Genomic DNA, 21,694 nt, shown 5'->3' with positions numbered 1-21,694 from the left:
GTGGCGAATGGCGGACGGCAATCGGCCAACTGGGGCGACGGGCAATAGGACAGACGCGACCCGCGCGAGGGCGCGGGCCATGATGGGCTGAGGACGTGCCGGGGGATCGACGCAGGCTGCGCCCGCGCTCACCCCCGCCCCGACGATGTTTCCATTTCCCTTGTCCGCCACGCATCCCTGCGTCTGACGGTCAATGGCCAAGCGCCGCGCGGGACGCGCGTCGTCGTCCAGGCGGGCCGTGTCCTCGGCTGCGCCTGCGGGCCGCACCACCCCGCCTTCCCGACCCCGTGACAGTCATCCCCCCGGCCGCGGGCAGGGCTGCGCCCTCCCCGCTTTGCCGTCCGAAAGGCATGGGGCCTTTCGACGACAAGCAGAGAGGTCTCGCCCATCGGCGGAAAGCAGGCACCAAGCCCGCACCGCCCGTCGCAAGAGAAGGACGATGCCCATGTTGGCCGAAGATACCGTTGCCGTTGATTTTTCCTGCACCGCCTGCGGCAAGATCATCAACGCCCTGACCTGCCCGAGCCATTGCCCGCAATGCCAGACCGCCGCGCCCGATCACGGGTTCCCGACCGCCGAGGCCGTGAAGATCGCGGAGCAGAACGACCGTTTTCGTGCGGGGCTGCTGACCGGGACCGCAAGCGATCTGCGCGGGCAGGTTGTCGTGACCTCTGCCGTCAACGCGATGGGCCGGGATTTCGTGACCGCCGCGCTGATGGCGGTGGCCGGGGATAGCAGCTTCACGCCCGACAATGACCCTTACGGCGATCATGGTTTCGGCGCCGTCACCGTGCTGACCGTCCGGCTGTTCTGGAAGATCGACCTTTACGACGAGGAACTGGTTTACGGCTCGCCCGCACCCGCCAACCCTGCCGTCACCCGGCGCGTCCTGACCATCATGTTCCCCTCCGATTACTGATCCCCGAACCCGGCCCGCGTCATGCTTCGGGTGGGCCGGTCAACTGTCACGGCAACCGGAAAGGAGGTGAGAACAATCAATCAATGGCTTGAACAGCGCATCGCGGAAGCGTGGGCGCTTATCAGGAAGGGCGGTCCCTCGGCAAAGATCGGCCGCGCCTTCCTGAACCAGCACGGGGTCATGTGACCCTCACGCCTCACCCGATCACGGGTGGGGCACCGATAACACGAAACCACAGTCGCAAACAAGGATATGACCCCATGAAACAAGGTGCCATCACCACCGCCCCGATCCAGTATTTCCCGCTGGACGCGCTCTATCTCTCGGACATGAACCCCCGTCAGGACGTTGATCCCGACCGCATCGACCAACTGGCCGACAGCATCGTGGCCGTGGGTCTGTTGCAGAACCTCGCGGGGCTTGCCGACGAGGCCGGTAATGTCGGGATCGTCGCGGGCGGTCGCCGCCTGCGCGCCCTGATCCGCGCCACCGAGAAACACGCCGATCTGCTGGACCGCCGACCGGAACTGGCCGAAATCCCCGTCCGTCTGGCCCCCGACGCGGCCACCGCGCGGGCATGGGCCAGCGTCGAGAACGCGGCCCGCGAGGATTTGCACCCCGCCGATGAAATCCGCGCCTATGGCCGGATGGCCGACACCGGCAGCGATGTGCCGACCATCGCCCGCGTGTTCGCCGTGACCGAGGCCCATGTTTACCGCCGCCTTGCGCTGGCGGCCCTGCCCGCCCCGATCCTCGATGCGCTGAAAGCGGGCGAGATCACCCTTGAGGCCGCGAAATGCTTCACCGTGGCCCAGGACGAAGCCCTTGCGCTCGATATTCTGGACCGCGTGCGCAGTCAGGACGTGTCGGCCCACCGCCTGAAACAGCTTCTGCAACCCGAGGCGATCCGCGACACCGACCGCCGCGCCATCTATGTCGGGCTTGCCGCCTATGAAGGCGCGGGCGGCCCCATCACCCGCGATCTGTTCGCAAACGAGGTGTTTCTGGGCGATGGCGCGCTGCTGGACCGGCTCTTTGCCGAGAAGCTGGCGATGGACGCCGAGGCCATCGGCCATGGCTGGACATGGGTCGAGACCAGCCCGGAGTCGTGGATCAGCTATGATGTGACCTCGAAGCTGGACCGCATTTACCGGATCGAGGGCGAACTGTCCGAGGAACAGGCCGAGCGTTACGACGAATTGTCGGAACTGGCCGAGGCCGAGGCGCTGGACGAGGAAGGACAGGCGGAACTGGATGCGCTGGACACACTGGCGCGGGGCGACTTCGCCGATGCGCAGCGCGACCATGCCGGGTTGTTCGTCTTCGTGGACAGTCGCGGCGAACTGACCGTGCAGGCGGCTTATGTTCGGGCCGAGGACCGCGAGGCCGCGATTGCCGCAGAGATACTGACCGGACATGCCGCCCGCAGCCGCGACGGCAGCGCCGTCGATGCCGCTCCGAAATCGCCCATCAGCAACGCGCTGCGCGACGATCTGGGCCGGGTGGCGCAGGGCGCACGGCAGAATGCGGCGCTGCGCGATCCCGAACTGCTGATCGACCTGCTGGCCTATCAGTTGAGCCACGGCCTTGCCTGGCGCAAGCCGTTCGGGCTTGCGACAGAGGACGTGCCGAACTGGCCGACCACCGAGGCCGAGGGATATGCGCTGGACGACCGCCTGACCGCCAATCCGCCGCGCGACATGTATGGCAAGGACCTTGCCAAATCCTTCCGCGCCTTCCGTTCCAAGGGAGCCGAGCATGTTCGGGGCGAACTGGTGCGGATGCTGGCCGCGCATTACCGGGGCGGGTCCGATGAACTGGCCGCGCTGATCGACAAGGAGACCAAGCCCGCGATCCGCGAGGTCTGGACGCCCACCGCCGCGAACTTCTTTTCCCGCGTTGGAGGCCCTTACCTCAACGACCTGTGGGGCGATCTGCTGGACCTCGCCGCCGATCACCCCACCGCCACCAGCTTCGCCAAGCTGAAAAAGGGCGAGAAGGCGGCAAAGCTGGAAACCCTGTTCAGTGATGCCGACACGCGCAAGGCGCTCGGGATCACCGAGGCGCAGGAGGCCCGCATCGCGGCATGGCTGCCCGAGGGCATGGCCTGATAACAGCGGGGCGCGCGAAGATCGCGCGCCCCGGTCCCGGCAACCCGGTTTCAGAAAGGACAGCACAGATGGATTATGCACGGGAGAAATCATGGCACGGGCTGTCCTGTGCCTGCGGCGGGGGCTACCGCGTCGGCCATGCCATCGGCTGCGAATATGCAACCGCCCAAGACAATCTCACCCAGATCGAGGCCGACCTGTCTCGCGCCGTGACCCACGGCGATCATGCGGAAGCCGCCGATCTGCGCCGCATCAGGGCCGGGATCGAGGCCGTCGCCGCACGTTCCGCCACGGGAGGCTGACCGATGCGCTTCATCAGATCGGCCCGTCACCCGTTCACCGATACCGCCCGCAAGCGGGCCGCGCTGGCCCGCAGACAGACAGCCGACCGGGACGCCCTGCCGCTCTTTGCCGCCGAGATCGCGGCCCGGCAGAAAAGCCCCGATGATGTGATGCAGGCCCGCGCGAATGCCTGGGCGGCGCACGAGGACCGCAGCCGCCAGCGCCGCGCCGATCAGTGGCGGCGTGCCCGCCGCCTGATCGACGCCATGCCACCACGGCAGCGGCGCAAGGTCCGGGCGGCATGGGACGGCGCACCCTATCCCGCCGATCCGGTCTATCTGCTGGATTTCCTGCACAGTCTTGAGGCCGGGCGGATCGCCCTCGATGCCCTGCCCTTCACCCTGCGGCGCGTAAACCCGAACGGTCATGCTGCCTCTGAAAAAGTGGCGGCAGGCCGGACCTGCCGCCAGTCCAACAGGGAGGATTTTCAGTGTGGCTGACTTTACGTCACTTCGCCATAGGGTTGTTGTAATTTTCTTTCTTCGCCTCTCGCACTGACCCTTTTCCTTCTGCGACGAAGGTCAACTGGCCCCGCGATTTTCGTGGGGCGCTCTTTTTCCGCCTGCCGCTATCGTCCACCCCTGATTGCCAGCCGATATGTGATATCCACTCTCTGCTGCTGTCGGGCTGAGTTGCCCTGCCCCCCTCCCCCGGCATCCGCCGGGAAAGGATCGCCAGGGCCGGCGCTTCGCGCGGAGCCGCGCCCCCCGGCGCGGCGTCTCCACCCGCTCGTTGCACCAGGACGCACCGGCTTCGATTGTGCCCGGCTGTTAACCCGGCCGAACATCGGCCGGGGCCAGGCCGCACCACCCCACACGGTCTCTGGATTATTCCACACGGGTCAAGGACGGCGCCGCGCCAGCGCGGCTTGCAAGCGCCCGTTCCGGGCGTCCCTGACCTCGCGTGTCCGAATCCTCCGACCGCGCAGGGCGGGCGATAAGCCTTCTCTGAATAGCGGCAATCACCTATATTGGAACCAAGGAGACCAACATGGCCCACACGATGAACTTCGACACGCACGCCTTCGCACAGAGACTGAAGACCGCCGGGTTTTCAGCAGAGCAGGTCGATACGCTGATCGACCTTGCGAGAGAAAGCACGCCGCGAGACATCGTGACAAATGAATCGCTCGATACACGCCTCACGATTCTTGAGCAGCGTATGACGATCAAGCTCGGGAGCCTGCTCATCGTGGCAATGGGGATGCTCTTTGCCTTGCTGAAACTCTTTCCCGACGGAGCATAGACAAGCAATCCAGCGGCCCCTTCGGGGGCCGCCTTGTCATGTTCCGAAGCCGGAGCGCGTTCGATCAACTGGCTTCAAGGCCCCACGCGCCGATCGGACCAGCCCTATTCAGTAACGTAATTGACCCGCTCCGTAGGATCGCCCCCACCCCGGACATGCGCCCGCCGCCAGGTCAGTCGGCCATTGCGCGCCAGAAAAAGATGGCCACGCACCCAATGGGCGGAGCGGGCCGCTGACGCGGCCCCGCCGGCCCCGTGATGCGCGTCTCTCTCCGACCGGCCCGCCCGCGAAAGACGGATCACCGACGGCGCAAAGCGCGGTGCCCTGCGCCCCGCCGCAATCTGCGCCTTGACCTCGCTTTTTGGCAGAAAGCGAATGGCCTCGCGGTCAAGGATCTTCGGACGGGCAAGTGCCGCACACAGAACAGCGAACAGCCCCCCGATCCGCAGGGCCTTGTCCACGTCGTCGTTGAGCATGTCCTTTACAGACAGACCTCCGGCGTCGCCCATCAGGTTGTTGAAGTAGGCAATAGGCGTTTCTGAACAGGAGACATGCCCGTCCGGGTGAAATACGACTTCGGCACCGCTATAGATTGGCGTCCAGGGCTTGAAACCGTGCACCGAGAGCATCGAGAAAACCTTGATGCCGTCGCCTTCATCCGTCACCAGCGCGCCGACCGAGGTTTCGCCACCATCGTCAGGGAAGTCGAAAATCGCTTCGACCCAGACAGACTGAAAAGGCATCCGCGTATTCGCGATCGACCGATAGTAATCCTCGATGCTCAGGCCAGAGGCCAGATCCTGAAGGTAGTCCCGAGCATGACGATCAAGGATATAGGCTTCGCTCTCAAGGATGGTGTTCAGTTTCTCAGATGCAAATTTTGGATCATTATCCCACACAAGAAGAGGTCGTTCGCCCTGAAGCTCTTTCAGAACAAGCTCGCGCAGAGACCTGAACGGGGGGCGGGTATCGTGCTTCATCTGTGAAATTCCCGTCTGGCCGCAAGGCTGTCGATCTGAACCGTAGTGAGACATCAACATCGGATCAATCTGCATCAGGGCGTCCCCTTCGGGCCGCGCCCCCGGTTCCGGCCTCACGGCCTCCACCCGAGCTGATCGGGGCGAAACGCGCGGCTGCGCCGTCCGGTTGAATGTCTCGTCCCGAGCCATCCCCCCGAACGCCGGTCCTGCGCGCCCTGCCCCGACGATCTCGGCCCTATCGGGCGGGACCGCTGACGCAGGCGCAAGGCGCAGAGCGAGACGACAAGGATCGAGCGATGCGCCGGCCTTCAGCCGTCGCGCATAACCGGATCATCGGGCAGGCTTCCGACGCCCCTGCCAAACCCGGTCATTCACCGTCCCGCACGCGAGCGTCCTGCCGGGAACAGAAACGGCGGGGGCGGTTTCGGGCGAGACCATAGGCGCTGCGGTTGGTCCGGACACGACATGCACATCCCCAGCCCTTGCCATCCTTCCCGTTGCCGGTTCGTCGATCGCTTGGCTCCGTGGCCGGTTGGTCCTGTCCTGCAAGGGGCGTTTCTTCCCGATGAAACATGACAGGGCAGCGCGGCTGACGGCCTTCGGCCTTCAACGACGAATTTCCCCTGGCCTGCGGCCATTCCTCGCGAACCAAATTCGCCTTTGACAGCCGCTCTTTCTGCCCTGTCCGCAGGGGTTTCATCGAAACGCCAGGCAGGAAAGGAAAATCCAATGGCCACCGAAAACATGAAGCTCAAGGTCAAAACCGGCGAGAAGGACGGCAAGAATTTCTGGGACGACTGCGGTGTCCTCTTCATCAACCGCAACCCCGTCGGCGAGATCACCTCGATCCAGGTCCGCCACAACATGTTCCCCGGCGTGGATATGGTCGCCTTCCCCAAGCGGTCGGACGACCAGGAGTAACGGCAAGGGGGCGGCGAAAGCCGCCCCTTCGCCGTTCCATCCAGTCGCTGCCGCGACGGCCTGCGGCCAGACAGATCATTCGCGGCCCGCGCGAAGGCGCGGGCCATGATGGGCTGAGGACGTGTCGGGGGATCGACGCGGGCCGCGCCCGCGCTCACCCCCGTCCCGACGATGTTTCCATTTCCCTTGTCCGCCACGCATCCGGGGGGGCTGCCGGTCAAGGGGCAAGCGCCGCGCGAGCCGCGCGTCGTCGTCCAGGCGGGCCGTGTCCTCGGCTGCGCCTGCGGGCCGCACCACCCCGCCTTCCCGACCCCGTGACAGTCATCCCCCCGGCCGCGGGCAGGGCTGCGCCCTCCCCGCTTTGCCGTCCGAAAGGCATGGGGCCTTTCGACGACAAGCAGAGAGGTCTCGCCCATCGGCGGAAAGCAGGCACCAAGCCCGCACCGCCCGTCGCAAGAGAAGGACGATGCGAGATGCTACGCAATTTTGACAAGCTGACCCGGAACGAAGGCCGCTGGCTCAATCTTTGGGCCGCATTCGATGTGACCGGGGAATATCTCGGCACATTCACCCTCGATGAGTTGCGCGAGAAGGCGCAGGTGAAGGCCAAATGGGTCAGCGCCGTTCAGTATCTGGGGGCGGGCCAGCGCATTGATGAAGCCGCGCTGGCGCAGGACTGGAACGGGTTGCCGTCCGGCACCACCGTCTTCGACTTTTCCGGCTTCTGTGTCTCGCCCGTCCGCGACATGGGCGGCAGCATCGAGGTCTGCGATCCCGGCGAACATGCGTTCTGGTCGGTCTATGGGTTTCATCGCGAGGCGCAGGAATGGCAGATCGTCCATGACGCGGCGTCGGACGATATCGGCGAAGCCCTTGCTCGCATCGTGGACCTGACCGGCGAGCTGGTCGAGTATCGCGATCTTTGCCATGCGTATGCCAATACCCGCCTGCCCGATCTGGTGGACCTGCTGGCCGAGCGCATCCACGACGAAATCCCCGGCTATGACGACCCGGAACACTTCCGCGAGGATGATTTTGACGCCCATCCCCTGACCTATCTGCGCGAGCAAATCCTTGCCGCAATCGAAAAGCGGAGGGGCTGATATGGGCTGGCTGGTCTATAACCACACCCCCGCCTGCATCCGCGACGAAATTGCGCGCCTCTGCACATGGGACAACGAGGAAGGACGGGGTTTCCCCGTCCTCATCAGCCGCAAGGGGTCCGTCTGGTATGTCGCCGTGCGCAGCGAGCCCGCGACCGGGCGACTGGTGAGCGGCACCGATGCCAGCGGCAGTTTCGAGACCGACGCCACGGGCGGCTATACCTTCGCGGCCGTGTTCCTGACCCGCCGGGAAGGCGGCGGCTGGGGCTACAAGGACATGGACGAAACCGCCGGTCCGGTCGAATGCGACGCCCCGGCAAAGCTCCTCGACCTGTTGTCCCCCACCACACATGAATACGCGCGGGACTGGCGGCAGCGGTGCCGCAAACACGCCGCCCGAACTGGCCGCCGTCTGAAGCCCGGCGACGTGATCCGCTTTGCCGAGCCGTTGCGGTTCAGCGATGGCACCGAGGGCCGCACCTTCCGCGTCAAGAAGGAGCGTTTCGCCGGGGCGAACCGCGCGACCACCTTCTTCACCTGCATCGAGACCGGCGCAGATTGCCGCATCAGCCGCGTCATGTCGCGGGACTGGTCCCGCATCTGACCGTCCTGCGCCGCGCCAGCGGGCGCGGCGCCTTGAAGCAACCCGTCCCCACTCAAATGACCACGGTATGACCATGACCCATTCCCAACAGATGATCACCATCCCGAACAGCATCTATGGCGACAGGAGCGTGACGGCCTATTGTCGCGCAGGGCTGGGCGTTTTCAAGCTGCATAAACGCTGGCAAGTGGTTCATGTCGCATCCGGCATGAGCATCGGCGGCGGCAGGGGCGGTGATCGTCGAACCCGGCAAGGCGCATTCGCCATCATGGATGCCCTGCTGCAAGTCTCCGTTGATTGGACAAAGCCCTACGAGCAGATCCGCAACGACGTGGCCGCCAACAAAACAGCGATCATGCTCTCTCTGAGCACCGCCCGCGACCAGTAAGCCCGAGGCCGCGCCTTCGGGCGCGGCGCCCTGCCCCATTGCCCAAGGATTCAGACATGGCCCATCCCGCCGTGACCGATTTTCTGCGTGCGCTCGACAGCTTCGACCGCTCGAAGACCCGCACCGAGATCTTCCGCATCTTCTGCGAAATGGCGTATTGCGCCCTGGCAAAGCGCGCCTCGCCCTTTGCAGAGCAGCGCGACCGGCTGGAGGCCGAATACATGTCCTGTGTCGGGATGTTCCCGAACAAGGACGATGTGCGCCGGATGCCGGACATGATGGCGCTGGCCTTGCAGACCATCGCCGCCGGGAGCGTCGATTTCTTCGGCCAGGTCGCGGCCGAGATCGGCGCGCTCGATGCCCGCCTGGGTCAGTTCTTCACCCCCTACGAGGTCAGCCGCATGATGGCCGAAATGTCTCTTGGCGATGTTTCGGCCCGGATCGAGGCGCAGGGCTTCATCACCATCTCGGAACCCGCCGCTGGCGCGGGCGGAATGGTGCTGGCCGTCGCCGATGTGATCGAGGAACAGGGTTTTGATCCGGCCCGGCAAATCTGGGTAGAGGCCGTGGAGCTGGCCCGCGCCACGTTCCACATGGCCTATGTCCAGATCGCCGCGCGTGGCGTCGCCGGCCGCGTGATCAACGGCAACAGCCTGTCACTCGAAACCTACGATCAGGCATTCACCCCCGCCGCGCCTGTGTTCCATGCGCTGAACGGCCACCCTTTTGCCAAACAGCGCGAGGCCGAACGGCAGGCGGCGGAAGCCGAAAAGGCCGCGCAAGCGATGCGCCGCGAGCTGCTACGCAGCCCGGCGCCGGCCGCCGCACGCGCCGTCTGGCAATGACGATTGACGCAGGCAGATCAGCCGCTTACGCTCGATCCTGCTGAATATTTTTTGGCATTCGTTTCTCTATTGTTCAATTCCTTCTGCGACGAAGGTTCAACTGGGCCGCCCTCGGGCGGCCCCTTTCTTTGTCAGCGGACTTATCCACAATTTCTGGGGATCGTTTCGGGGAAAATCCGATCGGCAGAACGACGCGATGAGCCCAAACCGATCGTGCAGTCGGTGATGTTCTTCGCGTCCGCAGCACGCGCGTGCGCGAGCTAACCGCAGCGATCGCCGGCAGCTCGTCGTTCCTACGATACTGACGTTCTTGTCACACCCGCGATGCTCTCATGCTCAAAAGCGCACGGCAGCCAGTCGAGCTGCGGTCCCCCGTCGGCAATGGACGTCTGAGGGCCGCAAAATTGCGCCGAACGCCGCTGAAGCGCGCGCGATCGGCGGCGTTGCTGATGTCTCCTGCCGTCTGCTATGGCTTCGGCGGAATTCAGTCGTGATGAGGAACCCAATGCACAACGCTTCTTCGAGATCTTCCGTCCTGACACGGTCGCAGATTGTTGCAGTGACAACTGTCGCATTCGTGGCAGCATTCGGCGTTGGCGCGGCGTCCGCCGAAACGATTGCCATACCGTCTCAGGACGAATGGGATAGCGCGCGGCAGACGGCCACGCTGCCGTCGGGGCAGACCATCGGGTATGTCGAGATGGGCAACACGGAGGGAGACCCGTTGGTCTTGATACACGGCTACACCGACAATAGCCGGAGCTGGTCTCTTCTCGCGCCCGAACTGGCGGATCGTCATATCTATGCCGTCGACCTGCGCGGACACGGTGAATCTGCCGCTCCAGAATGCTGCTACACCCTCATGGATTTCAGCCATGACCTCGAGCGCTTCATGGTCGCGCAGGAGATTGAAACGGCGGATATCGTGGGTCATTCGCTCGGGTCGATGACTGCCGCCCTCTTCGCGGCGCAACATCCGGACATGGTCGACAGGCTCGTTCTGATCAGCACTGCGGCCACCACGCCCGAGGCTGCGGGCGATTGGCTCTGGGAGAATGTTCCGCAACTCCCGGAGACGCTGGACCCCGATAGCCAGTTCATGAAGGACTGGTATTGGAACCCGAATCCTGTCCCTGCCGACTTCATCGACCGTGAGCGCGCAGAAAGCGCGGCGACGCCGAAGCACGTCTGGACGGGCGTTCTCGAGGGTCTGACGATGACAGATTGGTCGCCTTATGCAGAGCGGATCGAAGCGCCGACGCTCATCCTCTGGGGGGACGAGGACGGGTTGTTCGGAGAAGCCTCCCAGGAACTGGTCAAGCAAATCCTTCCGAAAGCGCGCCACGAAACCTTCGAAGGATACGGGCATAACATGTTCTGGGAAACACCCGACACCGTCGGCCCCATGATCGCAGCTTTCCTCTCGGAATAACGATACTGCTCGTGAGGTCCGCCGCAGCAAAAGAGACCGTCGGACTCTGGCGTATTTTGCGCTGCGGCAAACTTCCGCTTGGTCCCGCATAGCCGACCACCTCATCATTGATCCAGCAGCAAATCTGCGGCCCGCGCTAGGGCGCGTGCCAAGACCAGCTGAGGACGTGCCGGGGGATCGACGCGGGCTGCGCCCGCGCTCACCCCCGCCCCGGCGATCTTTCCTTTCCCTTTGTCCGCCACGCATCCGGTTGGATGCCGGTCAAGGGGCCAGCGCCGCGCGTGCCGCGCGTCGTCGTCCAGGCGGGCCGTGTCCTCGGCTGCGCCTGCGGGCCGCACCACCCCGCCTTCCCGACCCCGTGACAGTCATCCCCCCGGCCGCGGGCAGGGCTACGCCCTCCCCGCTTTGCCGTCCGAAAGGCATGGGGCCTTTCGACGACACGCAGAGAGGTCTCGCCCATCGGCGGAAAGCAGGCACCAAGCCCGTCCCGCCCGTCGCAAAAGGAGAGTCTGAATGCTTCGCCAGTATAACCCGCAGCGTCACCGGATCGAGACGATCGGTGGCAGCGTCCGCAAAATTGGCACGATCTGTGTCGGTGCGATCCTCATGGTTCGCGGGGTCACGGTGCGCGTCGAGGCGTGGATTCCGCGCGAATACGCCACCTATGAGCGGGGCCGCTTCACCACCCGCCGCATCGCTGGCGGCCATATGGCACTGGTCCGCAACCTGCGCACCAACCGGCAATTCCCGCTTTCGGATGCCTGGCTTCTGGATGCTCCCGAGGTCGGGACCGTCGCCAGATCCAACGCGCGGAGGGCTTGAGCCATGACCGCCCGCTATGAACTGTTCAACCATCCGCGCCTCAGCTTCGAGGCGCAACCTGACGGCAGCACCGTCGCCCGCTTTGCCATGAACGGATGGGGGGCGGATATCGTCTGCCGTTACTGGCCCGTCAGTGAGCCGGGCCATGATCCGTGGATTTATGATCTGGGTGCCATCGAGGGCGCAGGCGGGCGGTTCTCGCATGTGACGGAATATGGCTGCAAGCTGATGATCGTGCGTCACCTGATCGACGCCGGGTTGATCGGTCCGGCGGAGGACAACAGCCATCTGGACGAGATCAACACGCTGATCGCTGCTGAGACCGAGGCCGCACGCGAAACGATGACCGGAAAACCGCGCGTCGGGGATTTCGTCATCATGCCGGATGGCAGCCTTGAGCGATGCAGCTACGCCTGGCCGCAAGGGCACGGCATGCAGACGACGCATGGCGGGAGCTTTCACGTCACCAGATGCGGAAATTCCAGCTTTTCCGGCAGTCTCAACCGCGCGCAGCTCTGGGAGTATTTCAAGGACACCGGCGAGATCCGTCGCGGCAAGTTCTGGTTTTTCTCGCATAACCGTGCCGGAGCCGGACGCGGCGTGGACGTATTCCTGCCCTGCCGTGTCTATCGGCTAGAGCCATTTGCCATGTCCGAGGCCGAAGCGCGCGCACATCCCAAGGCCGTCCGGGCAGCCGAGGTCTGGGGCGCAGATCATCCCGATCATCTGACAGCGGTGCGGGCATTGATGGAGGCGCGGGCCTGATGACTTTGCCGACAGATTACCAGATCACCGCGCGCACCCGGTTCAGGGTGCGCTATGAGATCGACGCCGGGCGCGAAGACGCCGCACCCGGCACTTACTGGCTGCGCGGGTTCACCAGCCTTGAGGATTGTCAGCGCGCCTACGTCGCTGCCCGGAATGTGAGTGGTCTTGGGGCGTCGCAGTTCGGGTGCGGCGAGGTTTACGACGACGCGGGACAGCATCTCGCCCGCATCAGCTATAATGGACGCCTGTGGCCGCCCCTGCCGTGGACGCCTGACATGCGCCCATTGGCCAACGCACCGAATTGAGAACAGATCTGCGGCCCGCGCGAGGGCGCGGGCCAAGACCGGCTGAGGGCGTGCCGGAGGATCGACGCGGGCTGCGCCCGCGCTCACCCCCGCCCCGACGATGTTTCCTTTTCCTTTGTCCGCCACGCATCCGGCGGGATGCCGGTCAAGGGGCCAGCGCCGCGCGTGCCGCGCGTCGTCGTCCAGGCGGGCCGTGTCCTCGGCTGCGCCTGCGGGCCGCACCACCCCGCCTTCCCGACCCCGTGACAGTCATCCCCCCGGCCGCGGGCAGGGCTGCGCCCTCCCCGCTTTGCCGTCCGAAAGGCATGGGGCCTTTCGACGACAAGCAGAGAGGTCTCGCCCATCGGCGGAAAGCAGGCACCAAGCCCGCGCCGCCCGTCGCAAAGGAGGCCGACATGGCAGCGAAGTTCGATATCTATCAGCATGTCACCGATCAGATCATTGCCAGCATCGAGGCGGGCACGCCGGCATGGCGCAAGCCCTGGACCGGCGATGCTGGCGGCATTCCCTTCCCCCGGCGCAGCACCGGCGAGTCGTACCGGGGCATCAACATTCTGATGCTGTGGTCAGAGGCGGCCGAAAAGGGTTTCCGCAGCCCCTACTGGTTCACTTATCGGCAGGCGCAGGAGGCTGGCGGACAGGTCCGCAAGGGCGAGAAATCCGCCATCGTCGTCAAATATGGCACCGTGGACCGTGAAGACCCCGAGACCGGCGAGGAAAAGACCATTGGCTATGCCAAGTCCTACCGGGTGTTCAACGCCGACCAGATCGACGGATTGCCCGAAGCCTATCATGGTGCACCCATCGAGGAACCCCGCGATCTCGGCACCGAGGCAGATCCGGCGCTTGAGGCATTCTTTGACGCGACCGGCATCGAACGCCGCACCAGCGACGATCCGCGCGCCTATTACGATATCGCAGGGGATTTCGTGCATATGCCGCCGGTTTCGACCTTTCACGATGCGGGCGGATATTATGCCACCCTCGCCCATGAATATTGCCATGCCAGCGGCGCAGGGCACCGGCTGGACCGCTTCAGCCGGTTCAGCGACCGGGCAGCTTATGCGTTCGAGGAACTTTGCGCCGAATTGGGGCAGGTCATGGTTTGCGCGCAACTCGGCCTGACGCCTGATTTCGGGCAGTCTGCGGCTTATGTCGCATCATGGTTGCGGGCGCTGAAAGACGACAAGCGGATGATCTTCAAGGCCGCGACCGAGGCCCAGAAGGCCGCCGACTGGCTCATGAAAACCGCACCCGCCGGGATGATCGAGGAAAGGGCCGCCGCATGAGCGGCCCGACCCCCCTGCCCGTCCTGACCTGCCGCAAATGCGGCAGCGTCAACCCGATGGTGATGCTTGCGCCGGTGATCCTGCCCGGCGATCCGGTCGGAACCTGTATCTGCATGGACTGCGCGCAGGCGCGCGGCTGGCTCGACCGCGACGGCAATCTGAAACCCGGCATCGAGCTTTAGAGGGTGACGCCATGATCTATGAATTGCGAGACCATCCCGACGATCTGCCGATCCCCTGCGATACGCTGGAAGAAGCCCGCCACAGGGCACGGCGTCGGGCAGAACGGTTCGGCATCGCGGTCCTGATGTATGAGATTGACCCTTATCAGGGCGAACGCTTCATCGAGGAAATCAACTGAGGACGACCCCCGGCCAGCAGCGTTCTGGCCGGGGGTGATTTTCGCGGCCAGAATTGACGGCTGCGCCGCCCCTCCTGGCCGCGCCGACGCCGCTGGCGCAGCGCCGGAAGCGGAGACGCGGCTTGCGCCACGTCACGGGCTTCGATGGCTGTGCCGCCCGGCACGTCACCCACAGATTTCTTCGCGTCCCTTCGCTCTTTGGGGGCGCGTCCCGCTCGTTCATCTGCGCGGCCCTTACGCCTGGCGGCGTTCGGGCTGGATAACCTGCCGGCCGGCGCCGCCAGACCGGGGCGTGGCGATCACCGCCCTGCGGTCTTCATCGGGCATATCGGCGAACAAAAGCTGCGCCAGCCGGATCTTTCCACGGCGGCCGAGCTGCCGGCGCGCGAGGCGCTTTCCACAGGCCAGGAAATACGCGCGCAGTTCCTCATATGTCGCCATCGCGGCCCAGAACTCCGCATCGTCTTCGATATCGCCGAAGGGCACCAGTGGTGCATCCGCGCGCGCTTCCTCCAGAACGGCGGACATGACCATCTCCGCGTCATGCCAGTCACAGGCTTCAATCGCGTCCAGCAGGTTCTGAAACCGTTCAAGCCGGGACATGTGGCCCCCCTGCCCTTCCGCCTGGCAATCGTTCCCGCGTCGATAGGTCAACTGCGCCCCCCGTCTCCATCGGGGTGCCCCCAAATGGAGCCTGCCCCGAAAACTTCGGTTTTCGGGGTCTGGCCTCGCCGAGAGTGGGGGTAGCAGAGGCAAGGACAATCGACGGAAGTGGTGCGGCCCGCAGGCGAAGCCGAGGACACGGTTCTGTCTATTGTCCTTGCCGGCGCGAGGGGCAAAGCCCCTTAGCTCTTCGGACCAAGGGTTTGGTTGTTCCCTAGTGCCCGAGCTTCTTCAGATATTTCTCGAAGTGATCCAGGAACTGTCCGCGAATCCAGTGGCTGACCAGCCGGTTAACCTGCCCAATCCCAACGGGATCCAGTTCTGACTTCAGGTGCGTCTCTGTTTTCGCCGGGATCTGCCAAGTTGTGCTGATGCTGAATCCAACATTTTCCTGCCGTTCAGGCTCAATCTGGCCGTAACGGATGCTGTTCAGGCGTTCCAGCAATGACGGCTTGATTTCATTGAGTGCGGCCAGCGCAACCTTTCTTGCAGGACAGCGCGCCTTTTCAGCTGCCCTATTCGCCCGAGCGGCAAGCTCTGCGGGAACAGCGATATGCAAACGCAGCTTCGCTGTCGTCGTTGGTGTTTCCACGGATCTCGCGGATTTCGGCGCGGCCGGTTCTCTGGCAGCGCCTTCGCTCTTTTGCTCGTCTGATTGTTCGAGCGTGGAGGAGGGCGGAGCCTTTGTGTGCGGCTTGTCATCTTTGGCTGGCTCGGCTTCCAGGGGAGCCTCGATCTCTTCCGGATCTTCGCGAAACATGAATTTCTGCGCAGCCGGTTTGCGCTCTATGCGCTTGGTATAGTCCTCATCCGGCTTGACGACCGGAGTGAAACGCTTTCGTTCAGCCATCGGCCTTCCCCTTCTTGATGATTTTGTCGATGGCGCCAAGGACCTTTTCCATCTCGGCTATTGCCACGTCCATGTGCTTGACGTTCCCCTTGTTGACCAAGTTATCCCGGATCGCGCCAAGCATGCCCTCCAGGTCCATGCGGAGATAGGCTGCTCGCTGCATCACCGGTTCTGTGAGTGTCGGCATCGTCGTCAGGATATGCGTGTATGCGGTCTCTTCGGCTTCATTGCGGCGATGGGGAACCGCGTTCAGCATGACGCGCGTCGGCGGGACCGCAGCTGGGTCGGACGCTCGCCTTTTAAGGTTTGCGTGCCATTTGAGGGTTTGCATGGTTTCGGTGACATCCGACCGTGACAACTTCGATGGGATCACGATGAAATGCGAGATCATTGCAAGGTCGTCGATGGCCTCTGAGGCGCCGCCGAAAGTGTCGATCAGGACCAGGTGCTCCTGGTCGGGCATGTCAAAAAGTCGGTCGATGGTTTCACGAATTTCGGCGCTGTCCAGAGACTTGATGACCGTCACGTCCCCTGCCCAATTTCCCAGCTCCTTGGCATTGAGCATCCACTGGTAGGCGCTTTCGCTACTATCTGTATCGAAGATCGTGACGCTTTCCCCGCGTTCGGCGGCGGCACTGGCAAGGCCTTTGACGAGAGTCGATTTCCCGCAGCCCCCTTTCCTGTTCATCACCATGACGACGCGGATGCCGTTCGGGCCGTCTTCTTTCTTCTCTTCCACTTCATCGCCCCCGCTCATTTTTCGGTGCGCTTTGCTCTCAAGTCATGCCGCCGATCACTGCATCCACGGCTTAGTAACGCGAACCGCCGAACGCATTACACAAAGCGCGAAACCGTATACGCCGAACACATAAAGGAAAACGCCATCCTATTAAACCAAAAAGCGAAACATCGAACGCAAACCGTGGAACGCAAACCGTGGTACGCAGGACGCGATAGCGAAAACGCTGAACGCCATAACCGAAACGGGCAAACGGATACCCAAACACTGAAACGAACAACGGGGAAACCACAAGCTGAAAGCATAAACGCGAAAGCCAGAACGCCAAGCCTATGCCCCGTAACGCAAAACGCGATACGTTGAACGCTAAACGCAATAACTGCAAAAAGGCTCTATTTTGGCCTGTAGCGGATGTTAAGGGCCTCGCGCGGACCAAACCAGCCAGATCTGTTTTTGCGGCTGTCAGGGCGCACTAGCGGCCGTCTGGCGGCGCGTTTCAGTCGACGGCTTGGCCTCAGCAGGGCATTCGGCGCGTGGAAAAAAGGCTATGGAACTCACGCTGTTCGTGCTATTTGGATCTAAGAACAGAAGCAAGCGGTTGGCAGGAAGTGCGTATGGTCCGACAAAATTCGCGTAGAGCCGATTTGTCGAAGGGCGGCCAGGCTGCCCACCTGACCACAGCGGCCCGCGATCAGATCGTGGCGCGGCTCAAGGAGGGCGTGCCTGTGGGCCGGATCGCGTCGGAGTTCGAGGTCGCGAAGAGCACGGTCTACCGGCTGCGGCGCGCGGCGATCGCGCCGATGAGGCCGGCGTTTGCGCCGACTGAGCGGGTTTCGTTCCGGATCTCGGCGGGCGAGCAGGAGGCATTCGACGAGGAACTGGCCCGAGCCGGGTTCAAGGATCGGTCGGATGCGCTGCGGGCGCTGGTGCGCAATTCGGTCGGATTGCTGGACCGGAACTTCGCGTTCGTTGGCGAGGTGAAGGCGCTTTACGACGAGGTGTCGGCGATCGGGGTCAATGTGAACCAGATCGCGCGGGCGGTGAACCGCGGCCAGGCGCCGCCAATGCGCGAGGCCGGCAAGGATCTGGCGGAGCTGAAATCGCAGCTTCGGAAGGTTCTGCCGGCACTGAATAACGTCGTCCAGGAGGCGCGGCGGTCCAACGAGCGGGTTTGGGCGGCGGCGCGGGCCGATGATGCGGCGGGCGAGGGGGAGAGCGAGTGAGTTTCCTTGCCGACGACGATGAAGGCGTAAAGATTCGCCAGCATCTGCGAAAGGTGCGGGGCGGTGGTCGGCGCGGATCGGGGCTGTCGGGCAGCCTGCTGAACAAGTGGAATTTCGCGGAAGGCTCGCGGGCTGCCGTCTTCAAGAAGATCGCCAGCGGCGGGACGCATACGCGTCACCAGATGCGCCGGCAGATGGACTACATCAACACCAAGGCGCAATACACGTTCGGGTTCAGCGACGCGCTGACCGACGAGCGGCGACAGTCCGAAGCCTCCCTTGAGGCCATCGCGGATAGCTGGGAGGCCAGCTGGCAGGGCACACCGAAGAATGGTCACACGTCGCATCTGCTGATCTCGTTTCCGCCTGACACTGCGCCGCGCGATGCGGCGGCGATCGCCGAGGAAATGTGCGAGCGGGCGTTCGGGTCGGAAAAGGAATTTGCCGACGATCGTTGGGAATACATCGCGGCGCTGCACACGGACCGGTCGCACCCGCATGTGCATGTGCTGGTCAATAATCGCGGGATCGAGAACGGCAGCTGGTTCTATCTGTCGAACAAGCTGGATGCGCCGTTCACCTACCAGGGGTTCCGGAACCTGATGGTGTCGGTGGCGCAGGATTACGGCGTCCACCTGGAGGCGACGACTCGCTACGAGCGTGGCGATCTTCAGTACTCGCCATCCTCGGCGCAATGGCGGCAGGGCCGGGTGCCGGGCCAGCGGGCGCTGACGGATCGCGTTCTGGGGATGCTGATCGACGAGGCGGACGAGTGGGGAGAAGTGGCGAAAGCCGCGAAGATGGTGGGCAACGAGCGCGTGGCGGAGGTTGCGGATCGAATGATCCACGGCATCGCCACGCAGAACCCGATTTCAAGGAAGGAATTCGAGATGGTACTTGAGAATGTGGAGACCCCGGAAGATTTCGAAGCGGCGATCCAGGGATGGGCGGAGCGGATGCGGGACAAGGTCCTGGAACTTCCCCCGGAGATGCAGGGCAAGCATTTCACGGCGATTGGCAGCTTCCTTGACGATGTGAAGCAGGACTATGGCGTTGTTGTCGAGGTTGAGGGGATCGCGCATCCCGGCCCGATGGCGAACAGCCTGCATGCCGATGGCGACCTTTTGGCTCGTCGGGCCGAGGACTATGTGCCCGAGGGCCGCGACATTGGCCGCGAGACGCTGGCGACCGCCGTAGAGATGTTCTCGGCCGGGGTCTCGGACGAGGAAGATATCCGGACCTTCTCGGGCGCGGAGCTGGGCGACGATCAGATCCGCGATTACAAGACGTCGCTGCGCGCGGTCGAGCTTGCCAATGTCGATTACAGCTTTGAGGCCCGGCCCGGCGCGGTGGCGGATTTCTGGCAGAAGTTCGACGAGCTGTCGGGTGATGCTGGCATCGACCGGCAATACGCCAAGGGCGTGTTCGAGAACGACCTGCTGAGCGACGATCAGAAGCGCGACGTGCTGTCCTCGGCGGTCGATCCCGAGCGCAGTCCGAAGATCTCGGCCGACGAGATGTTCGACAGGGTGCAGGACGTGCGGGGCGAGATGCGGGCCAATATCATGACGCCCGACAGGGATTACCTGCGGTCCTTCATGCAGCGCCTGACCGAGCGCGAGTATCCATCCGCGGCGCCGGAGTTCGCCAACCGTGAGAGCGAGCGGGAATACGCGGCGGCGCTTCGTGCCGAGTTCGGGACCAGGGGCTTTGAGCGTATGGCCGAGGGGGATTACCGCGACCTCGAAGCCATCACGCCGAACCGGCTGCACCAGCGCGAACTGGCGGCCTCGGTGATGGCGATGGCGGAGCGTCCGGAACATGCCGCGAAGTTCGATCTGTCGCGTGAGCAGATTGCCGAGGGCTACGCGGCGGCCGACGAGCCCCACAAGGCGCGGCGTGTGCTCAGCCAGAGCAGCACCGGCGACGATTTCTCGCTCTGAGGGGAGGGCATCATGGAACTAGACCTGAAAGACCGGGTGCGGATCGTCGCCGGCATCGTCATGACGCTTCTGATCGCGGTGATCGCATCGAGCCTGGTGCTGAACGGCATGAACCGCGACTTCAACGGCAGTCCGATCTCGATCGTCGGTGTCCTGAGCGATCTGAGCCTTCAGACCGAGGCGCAAAAGATCGCGGCGGCGATCTTCGTCGGGGTGGTTGCGCTCTGCATCGTGTTCATCGGGGTGATGATCTACACGACGACCACGACGCGCTACGGCACGGCGCATTTCCAGGGGATCAAGGAGATGCGCCGGAACGGCTTCATCACGCCGCTGGAAGAGGGCGGCCTGATCTTCGGCAAGGTCGCGCGGCCGCCGAAAGAGCTGCGTGGCAAGCCGCTGGAAGTGGTGGAAACGCCACCGAAGGAAGCGCTCAAGGCGGAGTTCATCTCGGCACCGATCGACGCCTTTCCGCAATGCCTGCTGATCGGTCCCACGCGCTCGGGCAAGGGGGTGTCTTATCTCACGCCCAACTGCCTGTTGGCGGACGGCTCGCTGGTGGTGCTCGATGTGAAGGGCGAGATCTTCCGGAACACGTCGCGGATGCGGGTGGAGCTGGGCGACGAGGTGTTTCGCTTCGCGCCCTATGACTTCGAGCATGGCTCGCACCACTACAATCCGCTGGCGCGCATTGCCGCGATCACGCATCCGAACCGGCGCTACGCCGAACTGGACAAGCTCGCGGATAATTTCCTGGTCGCGAAGGGGGAGGGATCGGCCTCGAACTTCCTTGGCGGGGCCAAGCAATGGTTCATCGCCGGCTGCCTGCGTGCCATCGAGATGGGCGATCCGACGCTGACCCGTGTCCATGCGCTGATGTTCGGCGACGGCAGCGAGGTCGGGGTGAGCGACAGCGACCGCTACAACGCCATCGCGAGGGCATCGGATAACCCCATCGTGCGCCGCGAGTTCTCGAATTACGGGAACCTCGATCCGAAGATCCGGCAATCCTACAGCCAGGTCATGAGCGACAGCGGGCTGAAGCAGTGGGCCAACCCTCAGATCCAGGCCGTGACCCGTCGCGACGATATCCGGTTCGACGATATCCGCTCGCGGCGGCAGTCGATCTATATCGTGGTGCAGTCGGACGATATCTCGCCGCTGAACGCGGTGATCCGGCTGATGTTCACGGACCTGATTGCCTCGATCCGGCAGACCAGTTCGGACCACGACAGCGGGCTGGGGCAGGTGTTCATCATGCTCGACGAGTTCGACCAGCTTGGCTACATGCCGATCGTCCAGCAGTCGATGAAGCAGCTTGCCGGTCACGGGGCGCGCACGACGGTGGTCACGCAGTCGATCCCCGGCCTGAAATCGGTGGGCTACAGCGATGCCGAGGTCGAAAGCCTGATCGCGGGCTGCGAGATGAAGATCTATATCTCTCCCAACGATCATTCGACCACGGAAGAGATCACCAAGGCGCTCGGCACCCGGACGGGCTTCAAGGCGTCCTACAGCTATACGCTGAACGACTTCTCGAACCGCAGCGTCAATGTCTCGACCGAAGAGCTGCCACTGTTCACGGCCTCGCAGCTGCGGGGCTTGCCCAAATCAAAGGTGTTGCTGATGCCGGAGGGGCACCAGCCGATCCTGGCGGACAAGATCGTCTATTACGCCGATCCTGTCTTCAAGCCGATCTTCGAGAGCCAGAAGGGGGCGTATCCCTATCCGTCGCGCCAGTTGCAGCATATCGACAGGCTGGAACAGCAGGTGGTGCGGACAGCTGCGGGTCGTTTGCGGGAGAGTGTGAAATCCTACTCTAAGCTGACAGCGGTCGTTCG

24 protein-coding genes are annotated in these 21,694 nt (G+C 63.8%); 20 read left to right on the top strand and 4 right to left on the bottom strand.

The features are described 5' to 3' along the window. The first annotated feature begins 445 nt into the window (after positions 1–445). The 5 genes from Q0330_RS12565 (at position 446) to Q0330_RS12545 (ending at position 4,617) form a co-directional block, all read left to right on the top strand. The gene (locus tag Q0330_RS12565) at positions 446–919 is read left to right on the top strand and encodes a DUF3768 domain-containing protein (RefSeq protein ID WP_299479654.1); all 474 of its coding nucleotides are present in this window, start codon (positions 446–448) and stop codon (positions 917–919) included. Between the two features lie 260 nt (positions 920–1,179). Next, positions 1,180–3,030, top strand: coding sequence for a ParB/RepB/Spo0J family partition protein (locus Q0330_RS12560; RefSeq protein WP_299479651.1), 1,851 nt, complete (start codon positions 1,180–1,182; stop codon positions 3,028–3,030). Between the two features lie 68 nt (positions 3,031–3,098). Then, positions 3,099–3,332: a hypothetical protein gene (locus Q0330_RS12555; RefSeq protein ID WP_299479648.1), complete on the top strand. Its 234-nt coding sequence runs from the start codon at positions 3,099–3,101 to the stop codon at positions 3,330–3,332. Positions 3,333–3,335: 3 nt separating this feature from the next. Next, positions 3,336–3,812, top strand: a complete 477-nt coding sequence (locus tag Q0330_RS12550) for a hypothetical protein (RefSeq protein WP_299479645.1) — start codon at positions 3,336–3,338, stop codon at positions 3,810–3,812. A gap of 550 nt (positions 3,813–4,362) precedes the next feature. After that, the gene (locus Q0330_RS12545; RefSeq protein WP_299479642.1) at positions 4,363–4,617 is read left to right on the top strand and encodes a hypothetical protein; all 255 of its coding nucleotides are present in this window, start codon (positions 4,363–4,365) and stop codon (positions 4,615–4,617) included. Positions 4,618–4,721: 104 nt separating this feature from the next. Here the strand turns inward: Q0330_RS12545 and Q0330_RS12540 are convergent, their stop codons facing one another. Further along, entirely contained in the window at positions 4,722–5,672 is a 951-nt protein-coding gene (locus Q0330_RS12540) for a hypothetical protein (RefSeq protein ID WP_299479639.1), read from the bottom strand. 654 nt (positions 5,673–6,326) lie between these two features. On the opposite strand from Q0330_RS12540, the gene Q0330_RS12535 reads away from it, so the two are divergent. From Q0330_RS12535 to Q0330_RS12480, 12 genes are all read left to right on the top strand, one after another. Then, positions 6,327–6,518 (top strand): hypothetical protein, encoded by a 192-nt coding sequence (locus Q0330_RS12535; protein ID WP_299479636.1) that lies wholly within the window; start codon positions 6,327–6,329, stop codon positions 6,516–6,518. Between the two features lie 473 nt (positions 6,519–6,991). After that, positions 6,992–7,621 (top strand): hypothetical protein, encoded by a 630-nt coding sequence (locus tag Q0330_RS12530; RefSeq protein ID WP_299479633.1) that lies wholly within the window; start codon positions 6,992–6,994, stop codon positions 7,619–7,621. Between the two features lies 1 nt (position 7,622). Further along, positions 7,623–8,225 (top strand): hypothetical protein, encoded by a 603-nt coding sequence (locus tag Q0330_RS12525; RefSeq protein WP_299479630.1) that lies wholly within the window; start codon positions 7,623–7,625, stop codon positions 8,223–8,225. 67 nt (positions 8,226–8,292) lie between these two features. Continuing rightward, a complete protein-coding gene (locus Q0330_RS12520; protein WP_299479627.1) occupies positions 8,293–8,613 on the top strand; it encodes a hypothetical protein in 321 nt (106 codons plus the stop codon). Positions 8,614–8,669: 56 nt separating this feature from the next. Next, entirely contained in the window at positions 8,670–9,458 is a 789-nt protein-coding gene (locus Q0330_RS12515; protein ID WP_299479624.1) for an N-6 DNA methylase, read from the top strand. A 577-nt stretch (positions 9,459–10,035) separates the two neighbouring features. Continuing rightward, complete coding sequence (locus tag Q0330_RS12510; protein WP_299479621.1) at positions 10,036–10,890, top strand: alpha/beta hydrolase; 855 nt, start codon at positions 10,036–10,038, stop codon at positions 10,888–10,890. 513 nt (positions 10,891–11,403) lie between these two features. Continuing rightward, on the top strand, positions 11,404–11,712 hold the full coding sequence (locus Q0330_RS12505) for a hypothetical protein (RefSeq protein ID WP_299479618.1): 309 nt from the start codon (positions 11,404–11,406) through the stop codon (positions 11,710–11,712). A gap of 3 nt (positions 11,713–11,715) precedes the next feature. After that, a complete protein-coding gene (locus Q0330_RS12500; protein WP_299479615.1) occupies positions 11,716–12,477 on the top strand; it encodes a hypothetical protein in 762 nt (253 codons plus the stop codon). Beyond that, complete coding sequence (locus Q0330_RS12495) at positions 12,477–12,785, top strand: hypothetical protein (protein WP_299479612.1); 309 nt, start codon at positions 12,477–12,479, stop codon at positions 12,783–12,785. Before Q0330_RS12500 ends, Q0330_RS12495 begins: the two co-directional genes overlap by 1 nt. A 395-nt stretch (positions 12,786–13,180) precedes the next feature. After that, positions 13,181–14,074: a zincin-like metallopeptidase domain-containing protein gene (locus Q0330_RS12490; RefSeq protein ID WP_299479609.1), complete on the top strand. Its 894-nt coding sequence runs from the start codon at positions 13,181–13,183 to the stop codon at positions 14,072–14,074. Next, positions 14,071–14,256, top strand: coding sequence for a hypothetical protein (locus tag Q0330_RS12485; protein WP_299479606.1), 186 nt, complete (start codon positions 14,071–14,073; stop codon positions 14,254–14,256). Before Q0330_RS12490 ends, Q0330_RS12485 begins: the two co-directional genes overlap by 4 nt. An 11-nt stretch (positions 14,257–14,267) precedes the next feature. Further along, positions 14,268–14,435 carry a hypothetical protein gene (locus tag Q0330_RS12480; RefSeq protein ID WP_299479603.1) on the top strand — a complete coding sequence of 56 codons (168 nt, stop codon included), beginning with the start codon at positions 14,268–14,270 and terminating at the stop codon, positions 14,433–14,435. 234 nt (positions 14,436–14,669) lie between these two features. On the opposite strand, the gene Q0330_RS12475 is transcribed toward Q0330_RS12480, so the two are convergent. The 3 genes from Q0330_RS12475 to Q0330_RS12465 form a co-directional block, all read right to left on the bottom strand. Further along, positions 14,670–15,038 (bottom strand): hypothetical protein, encoded by a 369-nt coding sequence (locus tag Q0330_RS12475; protein WP_299479600.1) that lies wholly within the window; start codon positions 15,036–15,038, stop codon positions 14,670–14,672. Positions 15,039–15,312: 274 nt separating this feature from the next. Then, a complete protein-coding gene (locus Q0330_RS12470) occupies positions 15,313–15,948 on the bottom strand; it encodes a hypothetical protein (RefSeq protein ID WP_235674162.1) in 636 nt (211 codons plus the stop codon). Then, complete coding sequence (locus Q0330_RS12465) at positions 15,941–16,705, bottom strand: AAA family ATPase (RefSeq protein ID WP_299479591.1); 765 nt, start codon at positions 16,703–16,705, stop codon at positions 15,941–15,943. Before Q0330_RS12465 ends, Q0330_RS12470 begins: the two co-directional genes overlap by 8 nt. A 626-nt stretch (positions 16,706–17,331) precedes the next feature. Here Q0330_RS12465 and mobC point away from each other — a divergent pair. From mobC to Q0330_RS12450, 3 genes are all read left to right on the top strand, one after another. Beyond that, positions 17,332–17,910: a plasmid mobilization relaxosome protein MobC gene (gene mobC / locus Q0330_RS12460; protein WP_299479588.1), complete on the top strand. Its 579-nt coding sequence runs from the start codon at positions 17,332–17,334 to the stop codon at positions 17,908–17,910. After that, positions 17,907–19,853, top strand: coding sequence for a relaxase/mobilization nuclease domain-containing protein (locus Q0330_RS12455; protein ID WP_299479585.1), 1,947 nt, complete (start codon positions 17,907–17,909; stop codon positions 19,851–19,853). The genes mobC and Q0330_RS12455 overlap by 4 nt, the downstream gene beginning before the upstream one ends. A 12-nt stretch (positions 19,854–19,865) precedes the next feature. Next, positions 19,866–21,694: type IV secretory system conjugative DNA transfer family protein (locus Q0330_RS12450; protein ID WP_299479582.1), on the top strand; the 1,829-nt coding region annotated here is incomplete at its 3' end.

The sequence above is a fragment of the uncultured Paracoccus sp. genome, assembly GCF_937873615.1.
Lineage (GTDB): Bacteria > Pseudomonadota > Alphaproteobacteria > Rhodobacterales > Rhodobacteraceae > Paracoccus.
This window is presented reverse-complemented; position numbering and strand designations above follow the sequence as displayed.